22 protein-coding genes are annotated in these 25,761 nt (G+C 64.1%); 15 read left to right on the top strand and 7 right to left on the bottom strand.

Annotation, left to right across the window (positions count from 1 at the left end):
- Position 1 precedes the first annotated feature (1 nt).
- From KHO31_RS04490 to KHO31_RS04425, 14 genes are read left to right on the top strand one after another with little or no spacing between them, the layout of a single operon-like run.
- On the top strand, positions 2-253 hold the full coding sequence (locus KHO31_RS04490) for an acyl carrier protein (protein ID WP_020069032.1): 252 nt from the start codon (positions 2-4) through the stop codon (positions 251-253).
- On the top strand, positions 253-915 hold the full coding sequence (locus KHO31_RS04485; RefSeq protein WP_201084713.1) for a COG4648 family protein: 663 nt from the start codon (positions 253-255) through the stop codon (positions 913-915). The genes KHO31_RS04490 and KHO31_RS04485 overlap by 1 nt, the downstream gene beginning before the upstream one ends.
- A complete protein-coding gene (locus KHO31_RS04480; RefSeq protein ID WP_201084712.1) occupies positions 912-2,618 on the top strand; it encodes an AMP-binding protein in 1,707 nt (568 codons plus the stop codon). Before KHO31_RS04485 ends, KHO31_RS04480 begins: the two co-directional genes overlap by 4 nt.
- Positions 2,618-4,369: a glycosyltransferase family 2 protein gene (locus tag KHO31_RS04475; RefSeq protein ID WP_211622810.1), complete on the top strand. Its 1,752-nt coding sequence runs from the start codon at positions 2,618-2,620 to the stop codon at positions 4,367-4,369. The genes KHO31_RS04480 and KHO31_RS04475 overlap by 1 nt, the downstream gene beginning before the upstream one ends.
- Positions 4,356-5,963: an HAL/PAL/TAL family ammonia-lyase gene (locus KHO31_RS04470; RefSeq protein ID WP_201070462.1), complete on the top strand. Its 1,608-nt coding sequence runs from the start codon at positions 4,356-4,358 to the stop codon at positions 5,961-5,963. Before KHO31_RS04475 ends, KHO31_RS04470 begins: the two co-directional genes overlap by 14 nt.
- A complete protein-coding gene (locus KHO31_RS04465) occupies positions 5,960-6,391 on the top strand; it encodes an acyl-CoA thioesterase (RefSeq protein ID WP_201070461.1) in 432 nt (143 codons plus the stop codon). The genes KHO31_RS04470 and KHO31_RS04465 overlap by 4 nt, the downstream gene beginning before the upstream one ends.
- Positions 6,379-7,062 carry an outer membrane lipoprotein carrier protein LolA gene (locus tag KHO31_RS04460; RefSeq protein WP_201070460.1) on the top strand — a complete coding sequence of 228 codons (684 nt, stop codon included), beginning with the start codon at positions 6,379-6,381 and terminating at the stop codon, positions 7,060-7,062. Before KHO31_RS04465 ends, KHO31_RS04460 begins: the two co-directional genes overlap by 13 nt.
- Positions 7,062-9,488 carry an MMPL family transporter gene (locus KHO31_RS04455; protein ID WP_211622809.1) on the top strand — a complete coding sequence of 809 codons (2,427 nt, stop codon included), beginning with the start codon at positions 7,062-7,064 and terminating at the stop codon, positions 9,486-9,488. The genes KHO31_RS04460 and KHO31_RS04455 overlap by 1 nt, the downstream gene beginning before the upstream one ends.
- Positions 9,485-10,669: a beta-ketoacyl-[acyl-carrier-protein] synthase family protein gene (locus KHO31_RS04450; protein WP_201070458.1), complete on the top strand. Its 1,185-nt coding sequence runs from the start codon at positions 9,485-9,487 to the stop codon at positions 10,667-10,669. The genes KHO31_RS04455 and KHO31_RS04450 overlap by 4 nt, the downstream gene beginning before the upstream one ends.
- An 8-nt stretch (positions 10,670-10,677) precedes the next feature.
- On the top strand, positions 10,678-11,163 hold the full coding sequence (locus tag KHO31_RS04445; RefSeq protein WP_201107688.1) for a hotdog family protein: 486 nt from the start codon (positions 10,678-10,680) through the stop codon (positions 11,161-11,163).
- Positions 11,160-11,885: a 3-ketoacyl-ACP reductase FabG2 gene (locus KHO31_RS04440; protein ID WP_201070455.1), complete on the top strand. Its 726-nt coding sequence runs from the start codon at positions 11,160-11,162 to the stop codon at positions 11,883-11,885. The genes KHO31_RS04445 and KHO31_RS04440 overlap by 4 nt, the downstream gene beginning before the upstream one ends.
- Positions 11,885-13,111, top strand: a complete 1,227-nt coding sequence (locus KHO31_RS04435; protein WP_201084709.1) for a beta-ketoacyl-ACP synthase — start codon at positions 11,885-11,887, stop codon at positions 13,109-13,111. Before KHO31_RS04440 ends, KHO31_RS04435 begins: the two co-directional genes overlap by 1 nt.
- Complete coding sequence (locus tag KHO31_RS04430) at positions 13,108-14,361, top strand: beta-ketoacyl synthase N-terminal-like domain-containing protein (RefSeq protein WP_201070450.1); 1,254 nt, start codon at positions 13,108-13,110, stop codon at positions 14,359-14,361. Before KHO31_RS04435 ends, KHO31_RS04430 begins: the two co-directional genes overlap by 4 nt.
- A gap of 36 nt (positions 14,362-14,397) precedes the next feature.
- A complete protein-coding gene (locus KHO31_RS04425; RefSeq protein ID WP_201070448.1) occupies positions 14,398-14,820 on the top strand; it encodes a YbjQ family protein in 423 nt (140 codons plus the stop codon).
- Between the two features lie 111 nt (positions 14,821-14,931).
- Here the strand turns inward: KHO31_RS04425 and KHO31_RS04420 are convergent, their stop codons facing one another.
- Positions 14,932-15,660 (bottom strand): class I SAM-dependent methyltransferase, encoded by a 729-nt coding sequence (locus KHO31_RS04420; protein WP_201070446.1) that lies wholly within the window; start codon positions 15,658-15,660, stop codon positions 14,932-14,934.
- 131 nt (positions 15,661-15,791) lie between these two features.
- On the opposite strand from KHO31_RS04420, the gene KHO31_RS04415 reads away from it, so the two are divergent.
- A complete protein-coding gene (locus tag KHO31_RS04415; RefSeq protein WP_407945920.1) occupies positions 15,792-17,021 on the top strand; it encodes an NAD(P)/FAD-dependent oxidoreductase in 1,230 nt (409 codons plus the stop codon).
- Between the two features lie 106 nt (positions 17,022-17,127).
- On the opposite strand, the gene guaD is transcribed toward KHO31_RS04415, so the two are convergent.
- From guaD to KHO31_RS04385, 6 genes are all read right to left on the bottom strand, one after another.
- Complete coding sequence (gene guaD, locus KHO31_RS04410; RefSeq protein WP_201070442.1) at positions 17,128-18,474, bottom strand: guanine deaminase; 1,347 nt, start codon at positions 18,472-18,474, stop codon at positions 17,128-17,130.
- 105 nt (positions 18,475-18,579) lie between these two features.
- Positions 18,580-19,626 (bottom strand): adenosine deaminase, encoded by a 1,047-nt coding sequence (locus KHO31_RS04405; protein WP_201070440.1) that lies wholly within the window; start codon positions 19,624-19,626, stop codon positions 18,580-18,582.
- Between the two features lie 97 nt (positions 19,627-19,723).
- Positions 19,724-20,737 carry a xanthine dehydrogenase accessory protein XdhC gene (gene xdhC / locus KHO31_RS04400; RefSeq protein WP_201070437.1) on the bottom strand — a complete coding sequence of 338 codons (1,014 nt, stop codon included), beginning with the start codon at positions 20,735-20,737 and terminating at the stop codon, positions 19,724-19,726.
- 117 nt (positions 20,738-20,854) lie between these two features.
- Positions 20,855-23,302: a xanthine dehydrogenase molybdopterin binding subunit gene (gene xdhB, locus KHO31_RS04395; protein ID WP_211622807.1), complete on the bottom strand. Its 2,448-nt coding sequence runs from the start codon at positions 23,300-23,302 to the stop codon at positions 20,855-20,857.
- The gene (gene xdhA / locus KHO31_RS04390; protein ID WP_201070431.1) at positions 23,302-24,849 is read right to left on the bottom strand and encodes a xanthine dehydrogenase small subunit; all 1,548 of its coding nucleotides are present in this window, start codon (positions 24,847-24,849) and stop codon (positions 23,302-23,304) included. The genes xdhB and xdhA overlap by 1 nt, the downstream gene beginning before the upstream one ends.
- A 382-nt stretch (positions 24,850-25,231) precedes the next feature.
- Positions 25,232-25,741: a disulfide bond formation protein B gene (locus KHO31_RS04385; protein WP_201107685.1), complete on the bottom strand. Its 510-nt coding sequence runs from the start codon at positions 25,739-25,741 to the stop codon at positions 25,232-25,234.
- Between the last annotated feature and the right edge of the window lie 20 nt (positions 25,742-25,761).

Genomic DNA, 25,761 nt, shown 5'->3' with positions numbered 1-25,761 from the left:
CGTGTCCGAGGCAGAGATTCTTGAACGCATCCGCGCCATCTTCAAAGAGAACTTCGCGATCGAGCCGGAGCGCGTGACGCCCGACGCGCATCTCTTCGAAGACCTCGATCTCGATAGCATCGACGCCGTCGACCTCGCGATCAAACTGCAGGAAATGACCGGCCGCCGCATCAAGCCGGAAGAATTCAAGTCAGTGCGCACGGTCGGTGATGTGATCGGTGCGGTCGAATCCCTGCTGGCGGCGCAAGGCTGATGCCATCCGTGCGCTCGCGAATGCAAGCGGCGGCGAGCCAGCCCGCCGAGGCATCGCCCGGCACGGAGCGCCACTGGGCCAAAACGGTAGTGCAGGTCCTGCTGAAACTCGCCTATCCCGCGTTGATTCTGTGTGCCTGGCGCTGGGACACGCCACGCTATGTCGGCTGCATGCTGTTTGCGATTCTGTGGCTGCAGCGCTGGGCCGGTAGCGGTCCGGTTGCGACTTCGCTGCGCCGGCTCTCCACGATCGATTGGACCGTGGTCGGCTTGCTGAGCTGCGCCTCGGCGGCGATCGTGTTCACCAATAGCGAGTTGTTGCTGCGCCTCTATCCGTCGCTCGTCAATCTGGGCCTCTTGATCGCGTTCGGCGCGACGCTCGTGCGCGGGCCGTCGATGATCGAAAAATTCGCGCGGCTGGGTAATCCGAATTTACCGGCAGGCGCCGTGCGCCATACGTGGCGCGTGACCCAGGTGTGGTGCGTATTTTTCGCGACGAACGGCGCGTTCTCCGCATATACGGCGCTGTACTGGAGCCGTGCAAGCTGGTCGCTCTACAACGGCGCGATCGCTTATGGGCTGATCGGTGTGTTGCTAGTGGCCGAGGTCATCTGGCGTTATCTGGTGGTACTGCCGCGAGCCGCGCGTTCGGAGGCGGCATGATCGCGTTGCATGATCTGTTGCTGGTAGGCCATCAGGCCTCCGTCGTGAATGCGCCCGTATGCCGCGACGGCGCGACGGTGCTCGATCGCGCGGCGTTTCGCGCGCGCGTCTCGACGCTGGTCACGCTGATGCAAACGCAAGCTGCGCGACGCTACGCGTTGTGTATCGACGATCCGTTCGATTTCGCTTGCGCGTTGTTTGCGTTGTTCGCGTGCGGCAAGGAGCCGGTGATTCCGGCCAATGCGACGCCGGGCTATCTAGCCGATCTTAAGGACGCGTATGACGCTGTGCTGACCGACGCCGACCTGCCGCATGGTGTGCAAGACGCCGACGCTGATGCCACGCGCGCGCTAGACACCTCACACACGATCGATCCGCAAGCCCCATTGACGCTTTACACGTCGGGTAGCAGCGGCACCCCCAAGCCGATCCGCAAGACCCTCGCGCAGTTCAACGCCGAAGTGCACACGCTCGAAAAGCAGTGGGGCGCTTTGCTCGGCGATGCGACGATGCTCGCGAGCGTGCCGCATCATCACATCTACGGTTTACTGTTTCGTGTGTTGTGGCCGCTTGCCGCGGGCCGCGCGTTCGACCGCGCGATGAGCATTGAACCTTTGCATTTGCAAACACAGATCGAGCAATGCGGCGCGACGGTGGTCGTCTCGACGCCCGCGCAATTGTCGCGTTGGCCCGCGTTGCCTGGCTTCGCCGCGTTGACGCCGGCGCCGCGTGCGTTCTTTTCTTCAGGCGGTCCGCTCGCCCTGGAAGCCGCGCAGGAATACGCCGCCGCGTATGGCGCTGCGCCGCTCGAAATCTACGGCAGTACGGAAACCGGCGGCATTGCGTGGCGTCGTCAGGACCAGACCGATGCCTGGCAACCGGTGACCGGCATCGAAGTGCGCCGCGACGAAGACGGCGCGCTGAATGTCCGCTCGCCGCATCTCGATCACACCGGCTGGCATCGTACGGACGACAAAATCGCCTTCGACGCCGATGGCCGCTTCCGTCTGCAAGGCCGTCTCGATCGCGTGCTCAAGCTCGACGGCAAGCGCGTGTCGCTGCCGGAGCTCGAAGCGCGTCTCGCGCTGCATCCGTATGTCGCGCAAGCGGCGATCGTGCCGCTGGAAGGCGCCTCGCGCGATCGCGTGGGCGCCGTGGTGGCGCTGACCGAAGCGGGCAGCGAGGCATTGCGCGACGAAGGCCGCGTGCTGCTCGCGCAAACCCTGCGCCGGCATCTCGCTGAGTATTTCGACGTGGTGGTGCTGCCGCGTCATTGGCGTTTTCGCCTCACATTGCCCTTCGACTCGCGCGGCAAACTGCCGGTGGCCGCGGTCGCAGCGGCTTTCGAGCCGCGTACGGACGGTGTGGAAGTGCTGGCCGTTGCCCGCAGCGCCGATACGTTGCATTACGAACTGCGCGTGCCGCCGACACTCGTGCATTTCGCCGGCCACTTCCCCGGTCTGCCGATTCTGCCGGGCGTGGTGCAGGTGCACTGGGCCATGCGTCTAGCCGCCGAACAACTGCCCGCTGTGCGCGCGCTGGTATCGGTCGACCGGCTCAAGTTCATGGCGCCCGTGCCGCCGGGCGCGGTGCTGAATCTCACGCTCGCACACGACGCCGCGCGTGGGCGAGTGCAGTTCGCGTACCGGCTGAGCGGGCATGAATGCGCATCCGGCGTACTCGTGTATCGGGAGCCTGCGTGATGAGCTTCGCTCCGTGCATCGTCATTCCGATTTACAACCACAAGGACGCGATCGGCGCGACCGTCGCCCATCTCGCGGTGCACGGCTTGCCGATCTTTGTCGTCGACGACGGCAGCGATGAGGCGACCCAGCAGGTGCTTGCCGCGCTGGCGCAGCCGTACACGGGGCAGCTCACGCTGCTGCGCTTGCCGATCAACGGTGGCAAGGGCGCGGCCGTGATGGCGGGACTGCGCGCCGCGCGCGCCGCAGGTTACAGCCACGCTCTGCAGATCGACGCCGATGGCCAGCACGACGCGACGGACGTGCCGCGTTTCATCGAAGCGTCGCAAGCCGAGCCGGGTGCGGTGATCCTCGGCCGTCCGGTCTACGACGAGAGCGTGCCGAAGTCTCGTCTCTACGGCCGCTATTTGACGCACGTGTGGGTGTGGATCGAAACGCTCTCGCTGACGATTCGCGATTCAATGTGCGGCTTCCGCCTGTATCCGCTTGCGCTGGCCTGCGAGCTGATCGACAGCGTGCAACTGCCGACGCGTATGGACTTCGATATCGAAATTCTCGTGCGCCTCCACTGGCGGCGGGCAGCGTTCCGCTCGATTCCTACGCGCGTCACCTATGCAACCGATGGCGTCTCGCATTTCGACGTGCTGTGGGACAACGTGCGCATCAGCCGCAGCCATACGCGGCTCGTGTTCGGCATGCTGTGGCGACTGCCGATGCTGCTCGCGCACAAAATGATGCCACACCGCGCGGCCATCGCAAGCGAACCGGGCGAACCGGGCGAGGCGGGCGAACCACACGAACCGAGCCCCCAGGACTGGTGGCGGATCGCCGAACGCGGCAGCCATCTGGGCATGTCCTTGCTCGCGCTCAGTTGCAAGCTGTTCGGCCGCCGTTTCACCGCGCTCTGGCTGCATCCGATCGTCGCGTATTTTCTGCTGACCGGCCGCGCCGCGCGCGAGGCATCGAGCACCTACTTCACGCGTCTTGGCGAAGCCGCGCCGCACGGCGATACGCCACGTCCAGGCTGGCTGTCCGCCTATCGCCACATGCTCGCGTTTGCGCAATCGGGCTTCGACAAGCTCGCGGCATGGTCCGGCCGTGTCAACAGCGCCGACGTCAAATTCGAAGACCCATCGGCATTCGAAGCCTTGGTGGCGAGCGGCAAGGGTGCGCTCGTGATCGGCGCGCATCTCGGCAATCTGGAAATGACCCGCGCGCTCGCCGCGCAAGGCGCCCACGCCAAAGTCACGGCCGTCGTCTACACCGAACATGCACGGCGCTTCAATAGCGTGCTGGCGTCGGCCAATAGCCAGTTCGCGCGGCATCTCCTCGAAGTCAGCAACTTCGGTCCCGAGACCGCGATGATGATGCAGGAGCGCGTCGATGCGGGCGAGCTGCTGGTGATCGTCGGCGACCGCGTGCCGGCACACGAAGCGGGCCGCACGACCGAAGCGCAATTTCTCGGCGCGAATGCCCCGTTCGCGCAAGGCCCTTACGTGCTCGCGCATGCGTTGGGCTGCCCCGTCTATCTGTTCTTTTGCCTGAAAGAGCGCGACGGTTATCGTCTGTATTTCGAACCGTTTGCCGAACGCATCGAGTTGCCGCGCCGCGAACGCGCGCAGCATCTTGCCGCGTGGGCGCAGCGCTACGCGGCACGACTCGAACACTATTGCCGCAAGGCACCTTATCAATGGTTCAATTTCTTCGATTTCTGGGCCAGCCCCAAGCGAGGCACGCATGGCCGAACATGATCTGACCGAGGCGCCGAACGTCAGCGCGCGCGCGAACGCACCAGCAAATGCAGCGACGGTGACCGTCGGTGGCCGCAAGCTGACGATCGAAGAAGTCGTCGCGATCGCGCAGCATCGTGCGCCTGTCGCGTTGAGCGCCGACCCGGCGTGGCGCGCGCGCATCCAGCGCGGCGCGGATTTCCTGCGCCGGCATCTCGCGGCGGGCGCGACCGTGTACGGCGTCAACACCGGCTATGGCGACGCGTGCGTGGTCGACGTGCCGATGGAACTCGTCGAGGCCTTGCCATTGCAGCTGACGCGATATCACGGCTGCGGCATGGGCCAGTATCTCGACGACGCGCAAACGCTCGCCGTGATTGCCGCGCGGCTCAACTCGCTGGCCTACGGTTTTTCCGGCGTGCGTCCCGTGTTGCTCGAGCGCCTCGCCGATCTGATCAATCATCGCGTCTTGCCGCGCATTCCGTCGGAAGGCTCGGTCGGCGCAAGTGGCGATCTGACGCCGCTCTCGTATGTGGCCGCCGCGCTTGCGGGCGAGCGCGACGTGATGTTCGACGGCACCTTGCGCGACGTGCGGGAGGTCTGGACGGAACTCGGTCATACGCCCTTGACGCTCGCGCCGAAAGAAGGCCTCGCGCTGATGAACGGCACCGCGGTAATGACGGGGCTGGCCTGTCTCGCGTTCGCGCGCGCCGATCATCTGACGCGCCTCACCGCACGTCTTACAGCACTCTCCACGGTCGCACTCGACGGCCGCGCCGCGCACTTTGACGCCACCCTGTTCGAAGTGAAGCCGCACGCAGGGCAGGCCGAAGCCGCAGCATGGATTCGCGATGACCTGACCGGTCGCGACGATACGCCGGGGCATCGTCTGCAAGACCGCTATTCGATTCGCTGCGCGCCGCACGTGATCGGCGTGGCGCGCGATGCCTTGTCGTGGGTGCGCCGCGATGTCGAGAACGAACTGAACAGCGCGAACGACAATCCGTTGATCGACCCCGACAACGAGCGCGTGCTGCACGGCGGCAACTTCTACGGCGGCCATATCGCGTTTGCGATGGACTCGCTGAAAGTCGCGGTCGCCAATCTGGCCGATCTGATGGACCGGCAGCTCGCGCTGCTGGTCGACGTGAACTTCAACAACGGCTTGCCGCGCAATCTGTCGGGTGCAGCGCCCGCGCGTGCCGCGATCAATCACGGTTTCAAGGCCGTGCAAATATCATCGTCCGCATGGACGGCCGAAGCGTTGAAGAACACGATGCCCGCGAGCGTCTTCTCGCGCTCGACTGAGGCGCACAATCAGGACAAGGTCAGCATGGGCACGATCGCCGCGCGCGACTGTTTGCGCGTGCTGGAGTTGACCGAGCAGGTCGCCGCCGCGCACACGCTGGCGACGGTGCAAGCCGCACGTTTGCGTTTGAAGATCGACAGCGCCACGCCGGTTCCCGCGCCGCTGCAAGCCTTCATCGACAGCGTGACGGCACAGTCGCCGTTCGTCGACGAAGACCGCGCGCTGGAAAGCGACCTGCGTGCGCTGACCGCGCGCATCGCCGCGTGCGATCTGTTGAAGGACTATCGCGGAGGTTCGAACGCATGACCGGCTCCCCCAAAGTGCTGACAGCCAGCGCGACGGTCGAAGTGCCGTTTCACGACGTCGACGCGATGAACGTGTGCTGGCATGGCCACTATCTGAAGTACTTCGAGATCGGCCGCGCGGCGCTCTTACGCACCTTCGATTACGACTACCGGGAGATGCAGGCATCGGGTTACCTGTGGCCGATCGTCGAGGCGCATCTGAAGTATGTGCGCCCGGCCACCTACGGCCAGGCGATCGAAGTGCGCGCGCAACTGCTCGAACACGAAAATCGCCTGAAAATCGGCTATGAAATTGTCGATTGCGCAACCGGCACGCGGCTGACGAAGGGCTACACGATCCAGGTCGCGGTCGATGCCGCGACACAGGAATTGCAGTTCGTGTCACCGCCGGTCGTATTCGAAAAGCTGGAGCGCGTATGGGGACGATGAACTTGCGCGGTGTGGCAGTGGGCGGGTTGCTCGTGCTAGGTGCATTAGGCGTATTAAACCTGGCAGCATGGCCGAGCGCGGCGTCCGCGGCAGAAGCCGCGCAGTCCGCCGGCAATCCGGCTCTCGTCTCGCAGATCGCGTCGCACCTCGCTCAAGCGAAGGGCGTCCGCGCGCAATTCACGCAAACGCAAACGCTCGCCGCGATGAAGCAGCCGCTCGTCAGCACGGGCTCGTTGCTGTTCTTCCGCGATCGCGGTGTGATCTGGCAGATCGACACACCGTACAAAGCCACCTACGTGATCACCGACGCGGGCGTCGCCGAAGTCGACGCCAACGGCCAGCGTGTGACGGCACACAGCGCCCAGGGCACACGCGGCGTCGCGCAGGTCTCGAAGATGATGCGCGCGATGCTCGGCGGCGATCTGTCGGCGCTGTATTCGCAATTCGACGTGCAAGCCGAAGGCAGCGCCGCGCAATGGCGTATGCAACTCACGCCGAACCAGCCGCAGATCGCGCAGTCGATCAAAGGCTTGCAGATGAATGGCGGCGACTATCTGCAGAGCTTGCGCATCACGCTCGCGAATGGTGACGTCACGAAGCTCGATTTCGCGAAGAGCGCGGCGGTGACCGATCCGACGCCCGCCGAGCGCAGTTTGCTCGGAGCGCCGTAATGCAGGTGCTACAACAGCGGTCCGGGAAACAGGCATGGGGCGTGCGCGCCGCGTGGCTGCTGCTCGCGTTCGTCGCTGCGCTGTATTGCGGTTGGCGTTTCGCGGGACCGTCGCCGCTACAGACCAATTTGCTGGCTTTGCTTCCTGCTACTGAAGCGGATCCGGTCGCCGAAAAGGCGGTCGATACGCTGGCGAGCGCGCTGGGCGATCGCACCGTTTTTCTGGTCACCAGCAACGACGACGCGCACGCGAAAGCGGCCGCGAAACAACTCGGCGCATCGTTGCAGAAGAGTGGGGCGTTCGGCTCGGTGACGGCGGAATTGCCGCCGTTCGATTTGTCGCAGATCGCGGCGTTGTACATGCCCTATCGATTCGGTTTGCTGGCGCCCGCTGATCGTGCAGCGCTTGCGCAGAGCAATGCTTCACGCCCCGCGTTGCGCGACGCGCTCGCGCAGCGCATCTACAGCCCGCTACACGGCGGCCTGACCACGTCGCTCGCTGACGATCCATTCGGCTGGCTCGAAGACTGGCTCGGCGGTTTGCCGCTTGCCACATCGAATCTCGAACTCGAAGACAACATGCTGGTGTCGCATCGTGGTGCCGCGACCAGCGTGCTGATCGTTGCCACGCTGCCGGGTTCGGCCTACGAATCGACGACGCAGCACGCCGTGCTCGCCGCGCTTGCACAAGGCGAAAGCACGTTGAAGCAGGCGTTCCCCGACGTGTCGGTGGCGAGAACCGGTGCGGTGTTCTACGCGGAATCGGCCCGCAGCGCATCGGAACACGAGGTGCACCTGATCGGTGTCGCGTCGCTGTGCGGAATTGCGTTGCTGATGATGTGGGTGTTCCGCTCGCCGCGGCTGTTGCTGCTCGGTTTCGTGTCGACGGCGCTCGGCATCGTCTGCGCGCTCGCCGTGACGATGCTGGTGTTCGGCCAATTGCATCTGTTGACGCTGGTGTTCGGCGCAAGCCTGATCGGCGAAGCGGTCGATTATTCAATTCAGTATTTCGTGGTCTATCTCGGTGCGGGGCGCGATTGGGATTCGCGCCGCGGTGCGCGTGCAGTACGTCCGGCCTTGACGGTTGCGCTTGCCACCAGCCTGCTCGGCTACGCGATCCTCACCTGGGTGCCATTCCCCGCGCTCAAGCAGATTGCATGCTTCGCGATTGCGGGCATTACGACGGCGTTTGCCTCCGTGTTGTGGTTGTTGCCTGCGTTGCTCACGCGCGCGCCGAAGCACAGCCCCCGGCGCTTATTCGCTGGGGCGGCAAGTGTGCTGAAGGTCTGGCATCGTACGATCGGCGGCAAGCGCACATGGTTCGTCGCGGCGCTCTTGCTGATCGTGGCGGTTCCCGGCTGGTTGCGTCTGACGAGCGACGACGATATCCATCTGCTGATCCAGCGCGATCCTTCGCTGGTCGCGCAGGAAGACAAAGTACGCGAGGCGGTCGGCGTCGATAACAGCGCGCAGTTTTTTGTCGTGCGCGGCGAGACGCCGGAAATCGTTTTGCAACGCGCCGAGGCGTTGGGCGCGAAACTCGACGGATTGAACGGCACGGCGAACAAGGTCGGCAGCTATCAGTCGGTGGCGCAATTCGTGCCGTCCGCGAAACAGCAGAACGAAGATCGCGCTTTGCTCGCCCAGCACGTATTCGACGATCCCGCGGCATTGCGTGCGACGCTGCTGCAGGCAGGATTTAAAGACGAAGTCGCCGATGCCTGGCTCGCCGCGTATGCGAAACCGCAGCCGTTGCTCACGGTCGACACGTGGCTCGCCGCGCCGTGGTCGCAGCCGTACAAACATCTATGGCTGGGCGTCGTCGACTCGACAACCAAAGCGTATGCAGCGGTCGTGATTCCACAAGGCGTGACGCCGCAGAATGAACCCGCGCTGATCGCCACCGCGCAGGCGCTGCCTGGCGTCGTATTCGTCGACAAGGCGGCGAGCGTGTCGAAGCTGTTCGGCGCGTATCGCGTGGATAGCGGCTGGTGGCTCGGCGGGGCACTCGCGCTCGTGCTCGTGCTGCTGACACTGCGCTACGGCCGAGAGGGGGATCGCGTGCGCGGCGGCATCGCCGTGACGCTGCCGGTGTTGCTGGCAATCGGCGTCACGCTCGCAGTGTTCGGCTACGCTCACATGCCGCTCAATCTGTTCAACTGGCTCGCGCTGATGCTGGTGCTCGGCGTTGGCGCAAACTATGCGGTGTTTCTGCGCGAAGGCTGCTTGCGCGCGGACGCGGATCTCGGCGCAGTGTGGACCGGCGTGCTGCTGTCGGCGGCCACCACGCTGTTGTCGTTCGGCATGCTCGGCATGAGCGCGATGCCTGCGCTGAAGAGTTTCGGCACCACGCTAGCGCTCGGTATCCTCGTGTCGGTGCTGCTCGCGCCGATCGGCATGCCATCGGAATCAAGGAGGGCCGCATGAAGGCGCCATCAGTTTATTTGCACGCGCTCGGCATGATCAATGCGCTCGGCGGCGACCTCGATGCAATCGTCCCGGCGCTCGCCGCCGGTCATGCACCCGGCATGGCGAACGCGCATACGGGTGTTGGCGAAGCGTTTGTCGGCAGCGTGCTCGCGCCGTTGGAACTAGCGCCGCCGGCCGGGCTCGCGCGTTACGACTGCCGCAATAACCGCTTGTTGCTGGCCGCACTGGCGCAGATCGCGCCGGCCGTTGAAGCCGCGCGCGAGCGGTATGGCGCGCATCGGATCGGCGTGGTGCTCGGCACCAGCACGTCGGGCATCGAAGCGGCCGAAGCCGCGTTCGTCTATCAGGCGCAAGCGGGCGACCTGCCCGCCAATTTCAATTACCGGCAGATGGAGATCGGTACCGCCGCGCCGTTTGCCGCCGCCGCCCTTGGTGTGAAGGGCCCGGCGTTCACGATTTCGACCGCTTGCACCTCGAGCGCGAAGGCTTTTGCGTCGGCGCGCCGGCTGCTGCAATTACGACTGTGCGACGCGGTCGTGGTGGGTGGCGTCGATTCGCTATGCGAGTTGACCGTGCAAGGTTTCGCCTCGCTCGAATCGACCAGTGGCGTGCGCACCAATCCCATGAGCCGCAATCGCTGCGGGATCAACGTCGGCGAAGGCGCCGCCGTGTTCCTGATGAGCCGCGATGAAGCGGAAGTACGGCTCGCGGGCGTCGGCGAATCGAGCGACGCGCATCACATTTCCTCGCCCGACCCGATGGGTGCGGGCGGCGAACTTGCGTTGCACGCGGCGCTGGCCGATGCGGGTGTCGCATCGTCGGCGATTGGCTATGTCAATCTGCACGCTACCGCCACGCGTAAGAACGATGAGATGGAAGCGAAGCTGATGGCGCGTGTGTTCCCCAACGGCGTAGCGACGAGCGGCACCAAGCCGCTGACCGGCCACCAGCTCGGCGCGGCGGGGGCAACCGAACTCGCTTTCGCGTGGCTGACGCTGTCGCGCGAGCATGTGCCACTGCCGCGCCATCTGTGGGATGGCGAAGCCGATCCCGCGCTGCCGGTGCTGGATCTGGTCGAAAGCGAACGCTTCCTGCCGCGCGGCGCGGGCTCGCAATATGTGATGAGCAATTCGTTTGCGTTCGGCGGCAGCAATGTCAGCCTGATCCTTGGACGGTGACACGCGCGATGACCCAGACGCCCGCCATTCAGGATCTCGTCCTGCAACCGATCGAAGCGATCATCCCGCATCGCGGCACCATGCTGCTGATCGACGCCGTGAACACTTTCAGCGAAGACACACTGAGCGCACGAGCAACCGTACGGTCCGACGCCTGGTATGCCGACGCCGACGGCGCGATGCCCGCATGGATCGGCATCGAATTGATGGCGCAGACCATCGCGGCGCACGTCGCGTTGCTCGCCATGCGCGGCGGTGGCAGGGCGCGCCCTGGCGTGCTGCTTGGCTCGCGCAGCTACAAAGCTCGGCAACCGTCGTTCGCAAGCGGCGCCCAGTTGCTGATCCACGCAACAGAATTATTGCGCAGCGAAGAAGGTCATGCCGCCTACGAATGCACGATCCACCACGGCGACGTGTGTTGCGCCGAGGCCGTGATCAAGGTCTTTCAACCGCCCGATTTCCAGTCATTCATCGAAGGGAGTTTCAGTTCATGAGCCGGCGTGTTCTCGTTACCGGCGCAAGCCGCGGCATCGGCCGTGCGATTGCGTACAAGTTGGCCGCCGACGGCTTCGCGGTGTCCGTGCATTGCCGCACGGGCCGCACCGAAGCCGAGGCCGTCGCAACGGGCATCGCCGCGCAAGGCGGCACGGCGCGGGTCCTGCAATTCGACGTGCGTGAGCGCGCCGTGTGCCGCGAAGTGCTCGAGGCGGACGTCGCGGCGCATGGCCCGTATTACGGCATCGTGTGCAGCGCGGGTGTGACTCGCGACGCCGCGTTTCCCGCACTCACCGAAGAAGACTGGGACATCGTGATCGAAACCGGCCTCGACTCGTTCTACAACGTCGTCCACCCGTTGACCATGCCGATGGTGCGGGCGAAGAAGGGCGGGCGCATCGTCACGATCGCGTCGGTCTCCGGCGTGATGGGTAACCGCGGCCAGGTCAACTACAGCGCGGCGAAGGCCGGGCTGATCGGCGCGACCAAGGCGCTCGCCGTCGAGCTGGCGACGCGCAACATCACCGTCAATTGCGTCGCGCCGGGCTTGATCGAAACTGGCATGCTCGACCAGATGCCGCTAGAGCAAGCATTGAAGACGGTGCCGATGAACCGCGTCGGCCAGCCTGCCGAAGTGGCGTCCGTGGTTGGCTTCCTGATGTCGGATGCGGCCTCGTATGTCACGCGTCAGGTGATTGGCGTCAATGGTGGGATGGTGTGATGAAGCGCGTCGTCATTACCGGCATGGGGGGCGTCACGGCGTTCGGCGATAGCTGGGACGTCATCGAAACGCGGCTGAAGCGCGGTGTGAATGCAGTGCGCCGGATGCCCGAGTGGGATTACTTCGAGTCGCTGCATACGCGGCTCGCGTGTCCGTTGCCGGGCTTCACAGCGCCTGCGCATTATCCGCGCAAGAAAACCCGTTCGATGGGACCGGTGTCGATGTATTCGGTGCGCGCGAGTGAACTGGCGCTCGCCGACGCGGGCCTCGCCGATGACGCGCTCATCAAGGACGGCCGCATGGGCGTCGCCTACGGCTCGTCGTCGGGCTCGGTGCAGCCGATTCGTGCGTTCGGCACCATGCTCCAAACCGGCTCGATGAGCGACGTCACGTCGAACAGCTACGTGCAGATGATGCCGCACACCACGGCGGTCAACGTCAGCCTGTTCTGGGATCTGAAAGGGCGCATCATCCCGACCTCGTGCGCGTGCGCATCGGGCAGCCAGGCGATCGGCTACGCCTATGAAGCGATCCAGGCCGGCAAGCAGACGCTGATGCTGGCGGGCGGCGCGGAAGAGATGTCGGGTCCGGCGGTCGCTGTGTTCGACACGCTGTACGCGACGAGCACGCGCAACGACGAGCCGCATCTCACGCCGCGCCCGTTCGACGCCGCGCGCGACGGCCTCGTGGTCGGCGAAGGCGCGGCGACGCTGGTGCTCGAAGAATATGAACACGCGGTGGCGCGTGGCGCGCGGATTCACGCGGAGATCGTCGGCTTTGGCTGCAATTCGGACGGCGCGCATATGACCCAGCCGACCGCTGAAACCATGGCGCTTGCCATGCAGCTCGCTTTGCGAGACGCACAACTGCCACCCGAAGCGATCGCTTACGTGAACGCGCACGGCACTTCGACGGACCGGGGCGACATCGCCGAAAGCCATGCTACCGCGCAAACCTTTGGCGCGCGCATGCCGATCAGTTCGCTCAAGAGCTATGTCGGCCATACGCTCGGCGCGTGCGGCGCGCTCGAGGCGTGGTGGACCATCGAGATGATGAAGCGCAACTGGTATGCGCCGACCTTGAATCTGGAGAACGTCGATCCGGCCTGTGCGCCGCTCGATTACATCGTCGGCACAGGCCGTGAGATCAACGCCGAACATGTGATGAGCAACAACTTCGCATTCGGCGGCATCAATACGTCGTTGATTTTCAGGCGCGTTCGATGAGCAGGGCGCTGCAACGCGTGGTCGTTACCGGCATGGGGATCGTGTCGTGCCTCGGCAATACGCTCGACGAAGTATCCGGCGCGTTACGCGCCGGCCGCTCGCGCATCGAGCGGGTCGACGCGTGGCGTGAGCGCGGTTTTGGTTCGCAGGTGGCAGGCGTCGCGTCGGTCGCGCAGGAGCGGCCGTTCGAGCGCAAGCATGAACGCTTCATGGGCGATACAGCGCGCTTTGCGTGCCACGCCGCACGCAAAGCGATCGACGACGCCGGGCTTGGCCTCGCTACGTTGCGCTCGCCGCGCGCCGGTGCAGTGATCGGCTCGGGCGTCGGCACGTTGTCGAGTTATGACACGGCTGTGTCGGTTGCGAATGCGCGCGGCGTCGACAAAGTCCCGCCGTACACGGTCCCGCACGCGATGAGCAGCACCGCGTCGGCCAACGTCGCGCAGGTGTTCGGACTCGAAGGCGTGAGCTACTCGCCGTCGTCGGCGTGCACGACGTCGGCGCTCGCCATCGGCCACGCAATGCAGTTGATACAGACCGGCCGCCAGCAGATCGTGCTCGCCGGCGGTAGTGAGTCGCTGCATGACAACATGACGCTGATGTTCGACTCGATGGGGGCGTTGTCGCGCAGCTTTAACGACACGCCCCAGCGCGCTTCGCGTCCCTACGATACGGCGCGCGACGGCTTCGTGATCGCCTCGGGCGGCGGCGTGCTGGTGCTCGAAGCGCTGGATCACGCGTTGGCGCGCGGCGCCCGCATTTACGCCGAGCTGACCGGCTTCGGCGACTGCACGGACACCGCGGGTATGGTCGCGCCGCATGCGGCCGGCATCGCACGGGCGATGCGCGGCGCGTTGGGTGAAGCGGGCAGGCGTCCGGACTACATCAACACACACGCACCGTCGACGCCGCTTGGCGATGTCGAGGAACTGCGCGCATTAATCGATGTATTCGGCGATGTTTCTGACGACGGATCCGGCGGAGAAGTACCCGCGTTCTCGTCGACTAAAGGCATGACCGGGCATCCGCTCGGCGCGTGCGGCGCGCACGAGGCGATCTACACGTTGCTGATGATGCGCGACGGTTTCATCGCGGGTACGGCGGGCATCGAGACGCCGGAGCCTGCCGTCGAGGACATGCCGCTCGTGCGCACGACGCGTGACGCGCGCATCGGTACGGCGATGTCGATTTCATTCGGGTTCGGCGGCAGTTGCGCAAGCCTGATGTTTGAAGGGTGGCAGGGCGGTTGAAACGGCCACGAATTTAAAAAAACGAGGGCAATAAAAATGAAAAAACGTTTTGTACTGGGTGCGCTGGCGGTGGTAGTGCTGACGCAGGCGGGATGTGCCACGGACGTGAAGTCGCTGCCGCTCGCGGCAGCCGGCGGCCAGTCGCGCGGCGGTGTGCCGGTGTATTTCGGCCAGCAGAGCCACCCGGCAGTGACGGCCCAATTGGGCGACGTGTCTTACTCGGTGCGGATTGCGCGCAAGGTGTCGAGCCAGGAAGATGCATGTCATGAAGCGCTTGCCGAAGCCGTACAAAAGCTGCGCGCGGAAGCTCACGCGCGCAACGCCAACGCCGTGATCAACGTATCGACGCGCTTTCATAGCACCGAGAGCAATTCGTCGACTGACTTCACGTGCGGCGTGAGTCCTAGCGCTGCGGCGATCGCGGTGAAGGGCCAGTTGGTCGTGCTGGAAGCGAACTAAGCGGGATCGGAAATAGAACTCACTAAAGCAACAAAAACCACCAAGGAGTCACTCAAGTAAGCGCGCTGTGATGTCTGCCAAGGCGGTGGCATGCCAGCGCCTTGACGAGATTCAATCTGCCTTGATCGCCGCGACATTGACCAGCGTCTCACGACGCTTGCCAGGCTGCGGACGGTACAGGCCGAGGCGCTCGAGCAGGCCGAAGTCTTTCGCGCGGCTCCACCAGAGATACGGCAGCGAGACGTTGCGCTGATCGAAGCGGAAGCCGCCGCGGCGGATCATGTCGAGGTAGCCGTCAGCGCTTTTCTGCACGTGCATGGGATGGCGGAACAGCAGTCGAATGACCCACGATTTGATGTACGCGTCGGTGGATTCGGCGAACAGCAGGATGCCGCCCGGTTTGAGCACGCGGTGGAATTCGGCGAGCGCGCGGTCCTGCTCGACGAGATGGTGGAAGGTTTGATGGCAGAACACGATGTCGGCGCTGGCGTCGGGCAGTGGCAATTGCGCGCAGTCGCCGTGCAGTACCTCGATATCGGCGAATTTGTCGCGGCACACGCGGGCTGCATTGGCGGCCAGCGTCAGCGACGGTTCGTGAAAATCGACACCGACAATGCGGCGCGGCTTGAACGCCTCGGCGAGCAGGTGGAACGAGATGCCTTGCCCGCAGCCGACGTCGACGATGACAGGTGCGGCAGGCAAGGGCGCGTCGATCAGGCGTTTGAGGTCGTTGATCGCGACCCGCAGTACATGATGTTCCCACGTATAGGTGCGCAGGAACCAGATCCCGAAGGCCGTTTCCGGCACGAAAGGCACACTGGATGTTTCGGATGGCGACACGCTGGGCTCCCCGAAGGAATATTGTTCTTGCTGTGACGCGTAATTGTAACGAGAAGTAAGGACGCAGCGTAACGCTGTTTCCGGGCAAGCAAACGATTGAGGCAACCTTGAGTACAAATCTGTCAAAGCGCATGACCGTCGACGTAGCGATCATCGGTGCAGGTCCGGCAGGCGCCGTCGCGGCGGCGCTATTGCGCAAAGCAGGCCGATCCGTGCTGGTACTGGAGCGTCAGCATTTTCCACGCTTCTCGATCGGCGAGAGTCTGCTGCCGCAAAGCATGGCCTACCTCGAAGAGGCCGGCATGCTGCAGGCGGTAGTCGAAGCCGGTTTCCAGTACAAGAACGGCGCGCATTTCGTTTACCGTGGCCAGTCGTCGGCGTTCGACTTCCGCGACAAGCATTCGCCGGGGTGGGGCACCACGTACCAGGTCGAGCGCGCGGTGTTCGACGATATTCTGATTCGTTGCGCAGCAGAGCAGGGCGCCGAGGTGCGCTTCGGTCATACGGTCCGCGCGATGCAAACTGCCGGGAAAGACAGCAAGCCAGTGCTCGACGTGATCGACGAAGCGGACAACGCCTATGAAGTCGAGGCGCATTTCGTGTTCGACGCGAGCGGTTTCGGTCGCGTGCTGCCGCGCTTGCTGAATCTCGAAGCCCCCACGCGCATGCCGACACGTGCCGCGATCTTCTCGCATGTGCAGGACGGCATTCCGGCCGGCGCGACCGACCGCAACAAGATCTGCGTGGCGACGCACCCGGAGCGCCGCGATGTGTGGTTCTGGATGATTCCGCTGGCGGGCGGCCGTTCGTCGGTCGGGTGCGTGGCCGAGGCCAGTTTCCTCGATGTACCGGAAGCCGCGCGCGACGCGAAACTGCGCGAGCTGATCCAGCAGGAACCGACACTCGGGCCGTTGATCGGTCATGCGCCGTTTCTGATGCCGGTGCGTCACATCGGCGGCTACTCGGCGAATGTCGAGCGCTTGCATGGGCCGGGCTATGCGTTGCTCGGCAATGCAGGCGAGTTTCTCGATCCGGTGTTCTCGTCCGGCGTGACGATTGCATTGCGTTCCGCGCATCTCGCGGTGCAGACGTTGAACCGGCAACTGGATGGCGAACAGGTCGACTGGTCGGCCGCTTACGACGTGCCGTTGCGCAGGGGGATCGACACGTTCCGCGCCTTTGTCGAGCGCTGGTACACGGGCGAGTTGCAGGACATCATTTTCTATCCGCACCAGACGCCGCCGATCCGCCGCATGATCAGCGCGGTGCTGGCGGGTTACGCGTGGGATGAATCGAATCCGTATGTCGCCGATCCGGTGCGCCGTCTGAATGCCTTGCACGAAGTGTGCACGCACCAGTGATCGAGCCGCACGGCACGAGTAAATAAAAACGGCGCTTCCTGGAGGAAGCGCCGTTTTTTATTCGACCGCTTGAATCGGATCAGGCGTTATTAGCCCAGGCATCCAGTCAAGCAGCGATTTTCGCGACACGCGGCGCATGCTGACGCACGTCGTCGCGACGATGCACGCGCTTGCCCGCGGCATACGTTTCGTAGATCGCGCGGTCGTCGCCGAGCAGCGCGAACGCGAACAGCAGTTCTTCGAGCGATTCGGTGCGTGCGGTACGGCGCGCGAGCAGCGGCGTGGCCTGCGGATCGAGCACGACAAAGTCGGCTTCCGACTTCGGCTTCAACGTGCCGACCTTGTCGGCCAGATCGAGTGCTTCGGCCGCACCCGCAGTGGCCAGATAGAACATCCGCGTGGCCGTCAGATGATGGCCCGTCAGACGCGCGACCTTGTGCGCTTCGTTCATCGTTTGCAGCATCGAGAACGAGGTGCCGCCGCCGACGTCTGTCGCCAGCGCGATCGGCATGCCGGCTTCGTCGGCCTTGTCGAAGTCGAACAGGCCGCTGCCGAGGAACAGGTTCGAAGTCGGGCAGTGCGAGGCGACCGTGCCGGTTTGCGCCATGCGCTTGCGGTCTTCCTCATCAAGGTAGATGCAATGGCCGTACACGGCGCGGCGGCGCAGCAGGCCGTAATGATCGTAAATGTCCAGATAGCTGCGGTGGCCGGGGAACAGATCGGCGACCCATTTCACTTCGTCGGTATTTTCGGCAACGTGGCTCTGGATGAAGATGTCCGGATGCTTGCCGGCCAGCACGCCGCACGCTTCGAGTTGCGCTTCGGTCGAGGTCGGCGCGAAACGCGGCGTGAGCGCGTACATCTGGCGGCCACGGTTGTGCCAGCGGCCGATCAACTCGGCGCTGTCGTCATAACCCGATTGCGCGGTGTCGCGCAGGAACTCGGGGCAGTTGCGGTCCATCAGCACCTTGCCCGCCACCATGCGCAGATTGCGTGCTTCGCTTTCGGTGAAGAGGGCGTCGGCCGATTCCTTGTGAACCGTGCAATACACGAGCGCGGTGGTCGTGCCGCAGGCCAGCAGTTCTTCGACGAAGAAGCTCGCCGTATCGCGCGCATAGGCCGGATCGGTGAAGCGGCGCTCGGTCGGGAACGTGTACGTGTCGAGCCACGGCAGCAGACCCGGCGCCGGCGAGGCGATCATGTCGGTCTGCGGGTAGTGAATGTGTGTATCGATAAAACCCGGCACGATCAGCTTGTCGCGCATTTCCTGCACCTGGGTGCCCGGCGCGAGTTGCGACGCGAGCGCGGCATACGGGCCCGCTGCCACGACATGGCCGTCTTCGACGATCAGCAAGCCGTCCTCATTGAAGACTGCCGCGTTGGGCGATTGCGCAGGATCGCCGTTGAAGGTCAGCAGTTGTGCGCGGAATGCTGATTGTGTCGGTTGAGTCATGAAAAACCGTCTCCGTATTTGTGAGGAGCTAAACAGCGCAGACGGCGGCTTTATTTCAGGTCTGAAACGAACCCGTGCCGCCGCCGGCTGCTATTCATTGGCCCGTCAATGCGGGCCGCTTGGGTGCCAGTGCGCGTCGAGCTTCGCGATCAGTTCGCTGCGTTCCTCGGGCGTGACGAACGACGCTTCGAAGCTGTTGCGGATGATCGTGTAGACCTCGGCATCGTTGAGCTTCAACGCGTCGATGGTGGCGAAATAGTTGGCGTTCACGTAACCGCCGAAGTAAGCCGGATCGTCGGAATTCACCGTGACGGCGACGCCCCGATCGAGCAGATCCTTCAGCGTGTGCTTGGTCATGTCGTCGAACACGCAGAGCTTGAGGTTCGACAGCGGGCACACGGTCAGCGCGACGCGCGTATCGGCGAGGCGCGTGACGAGTGCCGGATCTTCGATGCTGCGCACGCCGTGGTCGACGCGGTCCACTTTCAGCAGATCGAGCGCTTCGTAGATATACGACGGCGGACCTTCTTCGCCCGCATGCGCGACCAGCTTCAGGCCGAGTGCACGTGCTTGGGCGAATACGCGTTCGAACTTCGATGGCGGGTGGCCGCGTTCGGACGAATCGAGACCCACGCCGATCAGGCGATGCTTGTATTGCTCGAACAGCGGCAGCGCCTCTTCAAATGTGGCGAGCGCATCTTCTTCAGACAGATGGCGCAGGAAACACAGAATCAGCTTGCTCGACATGCCGCGCTTTTCCGCATCGGCGAGCGCACGATCAATGCCTGCGACGACGGTTGCGATCGGCACGCCACGCTCCGTATGCGTTTGCGGGTCGAAGAAGATTTCGCTGTGAATCACGTTATCGGCGAGGCAGCGTTCGACATACGCCATCGTCATGTCGTAGAAGTCCTGCTCGTGCAGAAGCACGCTCGCGCCGGCGTAGTAAATGTCGAGGAACGATTGCAGATCGGTGAACGCGTACGCGGCGCGCAGCGCGTCGATCGAGTCGTACGCGAGCTTGATGCCGTTGCGTTCGGCGAGCGCGAAGATCAGCTCGGGTTCGAGCGAGCCTTCAATATGAATGTGCAACTCGGCCTTCGGCGCGCGAGCGGTTTTCTCGATGAGTGGGGTAGCGGTTGTTGTATTCATGGTCGGTCAGCAGTTCGTTGGAGTCGGTTCGCGCCGGATGCGGGATGCAGGGCAGAATGCAATCGCTTTGGGGCAGCAGGGTCGATTGTGCGGCAAATCAGACCGTCTGCGCCGCATGCGCGCCCGCATTCGCCTCCACTGCCTGCAACACCTGGGCGGCCGCCGAGATCGCGATGATCTCCGGCGACTTGTCGACAATGCCGTCAACGCCGAGCGGGCACTTCATCCGTGCGATCTGCGACGGATCGATGCCGCGCGCGGCCAGCCGATGTTCGAACTGCTTGCGCTTGCTGTGCGAGCCGATCATGCCGAAGAACGCGAAATCGCCGCGCCGCAGAATGCGTTCGGCCAACTCGAGATCGAGCGCATGGTTGTGCGTCATCACGATGAAGTACGTGTGTGGCGCGGCCTGGTCGATGGCTTCGTCGGGCGCGTCGTTCGGATCGATCGTCACGTTCGGTGCATGCAGCGTTTCCGCGGGCGGAAACTGCGCGTCGCGTTCGTCGACCCAGCGAACGATGCAGGGCAGCGTGGCGAGCACGCGAACCAGCGCGGCGCCCACGTGACCGGCGCCGAACAGCACGACCTGGAAGTCGCCTGGCGCGATGGTCTCGGTGAGCAGCGCGCCGCTGTCGTCGAAGCCGGCGCCGTCCCACAGCAGGCAGTCGGCGGCATCGACACCCGGTTCGGGGTCGGACAGCATCACCGCATCCGGTGCGGGGCCGAATGATACGCTACGCACCGTCGATTGGCCCGCCACCACGCGCTTCGCAAGCGAGGTGATCCAGCCGAGGTCGCCGATGTCGAGGCGCTCAAAGGCGAGAATCACGGCGCCGCCGCAGCATTGGCCGAGGCTCGGACCCAGCGCGAAGCGTTCGAGGCGGCGCATATGCGGCGAGCGCATGCCGTCGCGCAGCACCTGGCGTGCAGTCTCGATGGCTTTCCATTCGAGATGTCCGCCGCCAATCGTATGCTTGGCCGAATCGCGCGTGACGATCATCTTGGTGCCGGCTTCGCGGGGCGCCGAACCTTCGACGCGCGCGACCGTCACCAGCACGGCGGCGTCGCCGTGCGCGAGCAGGTGTTGCAGGTCAGGTAGCCAGGCTTGCATCCGGCGGTTCTCCATACGTGGCCGCGCGGGGTGTCCGTGCGGCCGGTTGACTGTGGCGGGACGCGTTCGTGTCGCGCCGGGCCCTGGTTTTAAGTTGCTTAACGTTTCGTCAGGTTGCTAAACCGGCGTGGTTGCGGTGGTCGCCGTGATTGCCGCTTCCGCCGGTTGTTCCGCCGGTTCTCCTGTCGCGGTTTGCATCGCCGTCCCAAGCGCTTGCAACGCGTCCAGTGCATCGAGAATCGCTTCGGGCGTCGCCGGCGCGCGCAACTGTGGCGCATTTTCCGCGTCCGGCACCGCCGCCGCTACCGCGTCACGAATGGCGAGAAACACCGAGAACGGCAGCAGCAGAGGCGGCTCACCGACGGCCTTCGAATGGAACACGGTCGGCTCGGCGTTCTGATTCTGATAAAGCTGCACGTGGAACGCCGCAGGGGTATCGCTGACTGCGGGAATCTTGTACGTCGACGGCGCGTGCGTCATCAGGCGGCCATCGCGGTTCCACCACAATTCTTCTGTGGTGAGCCAGCCCATGCCTTGAATGAATCCACCTTCCACCTGGCCGATATCGATCGCCGGATTGATCGACTGGCCGGCGTCGTGCAGTACATCCGCGCGCACCAGTTTCCATTCGCCGGTCAGCGTGTCGATCACCACTTCCGACACCGCCGCGCCGTACGCAAAGTAATAAAACGGGTGACCGGTCAGCGTTTTCGCATCCCAGTGCACTTTCGGCGTCGTATAGAACCCGTCCGACCACAATTGCACACGCGCCAGATACGCTGCGGCGACCAGTTGCTCGAACGGCATCGCGCCGCCGTTCACCGACACTTCACTGTTGGCGAATTCAACCGCATCGGCGGTGCCGCCGAGTTGCTTCGCCGCGAGTTTGGCGAGCCTGTCGCGAATGGTACGGGCAGCGGCTTCGGCGGCTTTGCCGTTCAGGTCGCTGCCCGTGGAAGCGGCGGTCGCCGAGGTGTTGGCGATCTTCGACGTATCGGTCGCCGTTACGCGTACGCGCGAAAGCGGCAAGCCGAGCTGGTTCGCGACGACTTGCGCGACCTTCGTATTCAGCCCCTGTCCCATTTCGGTGCCGCCGTGATTGACGAGTACCGAACCGTCTTTGTACACATGCACCAGTGCGCCGGCCTGATTCAGAAACGGCACGTTGAACGAGATGCCGAACTTCACCGGCGAGAACGCGAGGCCGCGTTTGAGCACTGGACTTTTTGCGTTGAACGCGGCGATTGCTTCGCGGCGCGCACGGTAGTCGCTGGTTTCAAGTAACTCGTCGGTCAGCGGTGCGATGATGTTGTCTTCGACGCGTTGTCCGTACGGTGTCGTGTCGCGTTCGCCGATACCGTAGTAGTTGGCGAGGCGCACATCGAGCGGATCGCAGTGCAATTGACGCGCGATGCTGTCGAGCATCACTTCCGTCACCAGCGCGCCTTGCGGGCCGCCGAAGCCGCGAAACGCGGTGTTCGACTGTGTATTGGTCTTGCAGCACAGCGCAACGATGTCGACGTCGGACAGGTAGTACGCGTTGTCGAAGTGACAGACCGCACGTGTCGCGACCGCACCGGACAAGTCGGCGGAATAGCCGGCTTTCAAGGCAATTTCGACGCGCGCGCCGAGAATGCGGCCGCTATCGTCAAAGCCCGCTTCGTATTCGTAGACCGCGTCGTGGCGCTTGCCGGTGATCATGAAATCGTCGTCGCGGTCTGCACGCAGTTTGACCGGCCGGCGCAGCAGCTTCGCCGCCAACGATGCCACGCACGCGAATACCGCCGATTGCGATTCCTTACCGCCGAAGCCGCCACCCATCCGCCGGCATTCGCACACGACGTTATGCGCCGGCCAACCGAGCATATGCGCGACAACCTGCTGCATTTCGCTCGGATGCTGTGTCGAACTGTAGACGAGCATGCCGTCCATTTCCTTCGGCACGGCGTACGCGATCTGGCCTTCGAGATAAAACTGTTCCTGGCCGCCGACTTCGAACGTACCGCGGATTTTATGCGGCGCGGCGGCGATTTTCGCATCGGGGTCACCGCGCTTCAGATGCAGCGGCGGCAGGACGAATTGCTTATTTGCCTTCGCTTCGGCAGGCGTGAGGATGACTTCGAGCGGTTCATATCGCACGACGTCATCGCTTTTCGCCAGCGCAGCGGCGCGGCGCGCGAGTTCATGACTTTCGGCAATCACCGCGAACACCGGCTGGCCGAGATACAGCACTTCGTCCACAGCGAGAATGGGATCGTCGTGCAGCACCGGGCCGCAGTTGTTCTCGCCGGGGATGTCTTCAGCGGTGAGCACCGCGATCACGCCGGGGGCTTTTCTCACCGCGTCCAGGTCGAGCGACACGATCCGTGCGTGCGCATGCCGCGACAAGCCAAGCGCCGCGTGCAGCGTGCCTTGCAATTCGGGGACGTCGTCGGTGTAGGTGGCTTCGCCGCTCACATGCAGCGCGGCCGATTCATGCGGTAACGACACGCCGATCGCCGCCTCGCTTTCCTGAACAGCGGCGTGTTTTTCAGAATGTTCGACGAAAGCATCAGTCCGGTTCATCACGACGACTCCTTCGCAACGGGCGCGTCCGGCACGCCGTTTTCGAACGCGAACGCATTCACGTCGAAGAGGGCGAGCGGCGCGTCATTGCGCGTTTCGAGGTGGAAGCGCCACAGCAGGTTGCGCGCCACCTTCAGTCGATAGGCGCTCGAGGCGCGCATGTCGGTGAGCGGCTGGTAATCGGCGACGAGTGCGTTCATCGCTTGCCGCGCGGTGCTTTCGTTCCATGTTGCGCCGTTCAGCACGGCCTCGGTTTGCGCCGCGCGTTTCGGCGTGGCGGCCATGCCGCCGAACGCGATGCGGGCGTCCGTGATCGTGCCGTTTTCGTCGATGTGCAGCGCGAATGCGGCGCACACTGCGGAGATGTCCTGATCGTAACGCTTCGACACTTTATACGTACGGAACCGCAGATCGCGCGCCTGACGCGGCACGCGTAGCGCCGCGACAAATTCGCCAGGCGCGAGCGCGGTCTTCTGATAGCCGAGGTAGAACACATCGAGCGTCAGGGTGCGGGTTTTCGCGCCGTGGCGCAGCACGACTTCGGCGCCGAGCGCGAGCAGCGCGGGCATCGAATCGCCGATCGGCGAGCCGTTCGCGACGTTGCCGCCGAGCGTGCCGGCATTGCGGATCGGTAGCGACGCGAAACGCGTCCACAGTTCGGCCAGTTCAGGGTAATCGACGGCGAGCGCCGCGTAGGCGTCTTCGAGCGTGACGGCGGCGCCGATTGTCAGCGTCTGCGCATCGCGCTCGATTGTCTTCAATTCGGCGACATTGCCGATATACAGGATGTCGCCGAGATCGCGGAACTGCTTCGTGACCCACAGGCCGACGTCGGTGCTGCCGGCCAGCAGGCGTGCCTGCGGATTCTCGGCGCGCAATTTGGCGAATGCATCGAGCGTGACCGGTGCATGGAAGGTGGGCGAGCCGAATTCGACGCCGCGCGTATCGGGCGCGTTGTATTCGAAGGTGTCGCGGCGTTGAATCTCACGCAGCTTGTCGGCGACCGCCTTGCGGTCCAGCGTCACGCGAGGATATTGCGGGTAGTCGAACATCTTCTGCGATGCGTCGACGATCGGCCGGTAGCCGGTGCAGCGGCACAGATTGCCCGACAGCGCGGCGTTGATTTCATCGCGGGTGGGCAGGCCGGCGGCGGCTGGCTGGTTTTCGTACAACGCCCACATCGACATCACGAAGCCGGGGGTGCAGAAACCGCACTGCGAGCCGTGGCAATCGACCATGGCCTGTTGGACGGGGTGCAAGGCGCCGTCAGCGGCGCGCAGGTCTTCGACGGTGAAGAGGGCTTTGCCGTCCAGCGTCGGCAGGAACTGAATACAGGCGTTGACCGCTTTCAGTGAAAGGGCGCCTTGCGCATCCAGTTCGCCGATGACGACCGTGCAGGCGCCGCAGTCGCCTTCCGCGCAGCCTTCCTTGGTGCCCGTGCAATGCAAATCCTCGCGCAGGTGCTGGAGCACGGTGCGCGACGCTGGGACGCCCGCGACCTCACGGACGGACCCCTGGTGATAAAAGCGGATGGTTTGCGTTGTCATGGCGAATCCGAAAGACAGTGCGGACCGGGCGCGCGTTACGCATGGGGTCGCGCCAAAGCCGGCCTCGCGCACGTAGATCGCCATCCAGGTTCGAAGATAGCACTACCTCGTCCCAAAAATATTTCCCATATCGCATGAAGCTTATTCGGACGCGGTCATGAGATAAGTACGATTCGCGCTAAGGCGGGAAGTTGCGTAAGAAGGGGCGGATTGGGGAAAACCAGACGGGGCGGGGCAGAGCGGGGGAATTAGGCGGCCCCTGAGGGATGGCGTAGCCGATCCACGGGGCCGGAGCCGATATGAAAACGCCGGCCTTCGAGCCGCCGTAAAAGACGGTGGAAAGGCCGGCGCGAAGCCAGTTACGTCAATCGGAACAGCTTGATCAGGCGAACCGGCGGCGATTCCTGGCCAGGCTCCGCACCAGCGGCACGAAAGCCACCCCGAAAGCCAGCAATGACCAGGTGGGCAGCGACAGGCCCAGAATGGGCGGATAGGCGGTTTCGCAGAGGCCGGCGACCTTGAAGACGCCCGGCAGCCAGTGCGCGGGCGGCAAGCTGTCGACCACCGGTTGCAGCGCGTCGAAACCGCAGCTGAACCCCGGATTCGCCTGAACATACACGTGCCGCGCGGCGGTTACGATGCCGCCCAAGGCTGACAGGGCCGCCAGCACTTCCAGCAGCCGCACGCCGCGCCAGCTGTTGAAACGGGCACCGAGGAACGCAAAAATCGCGATCAGCAGGAAGAAATAGCGCTGGATGATGCACAGTGGGCACGGGTCTTCATGCAAGCCGTATTGCATATACAGTGCGCCGGCGACGAGGCCGAGGCAGATCAGACCAAGCAGAACCAGCAGGGAGCGCTCGCGGCGCAGCATCGCATTGTCGTTATTCATGGGTCGTGTGGCTGTCTTGA

The sequence above is a fragment of the Paraburkholderia domus genome (assembly GCF_905220705.1).
Lineage (GTDB): Bacteria > Pseudomonadota > Gammaproteobacteria > Burkholderiales > Burkholderiaceae > Paraburkholderia > Paraburkholderia domus.
Note: the sequence above shows the minus strand (reverse complement) of the source record. Positions and strands in the feature narration are given on the sequence as shown.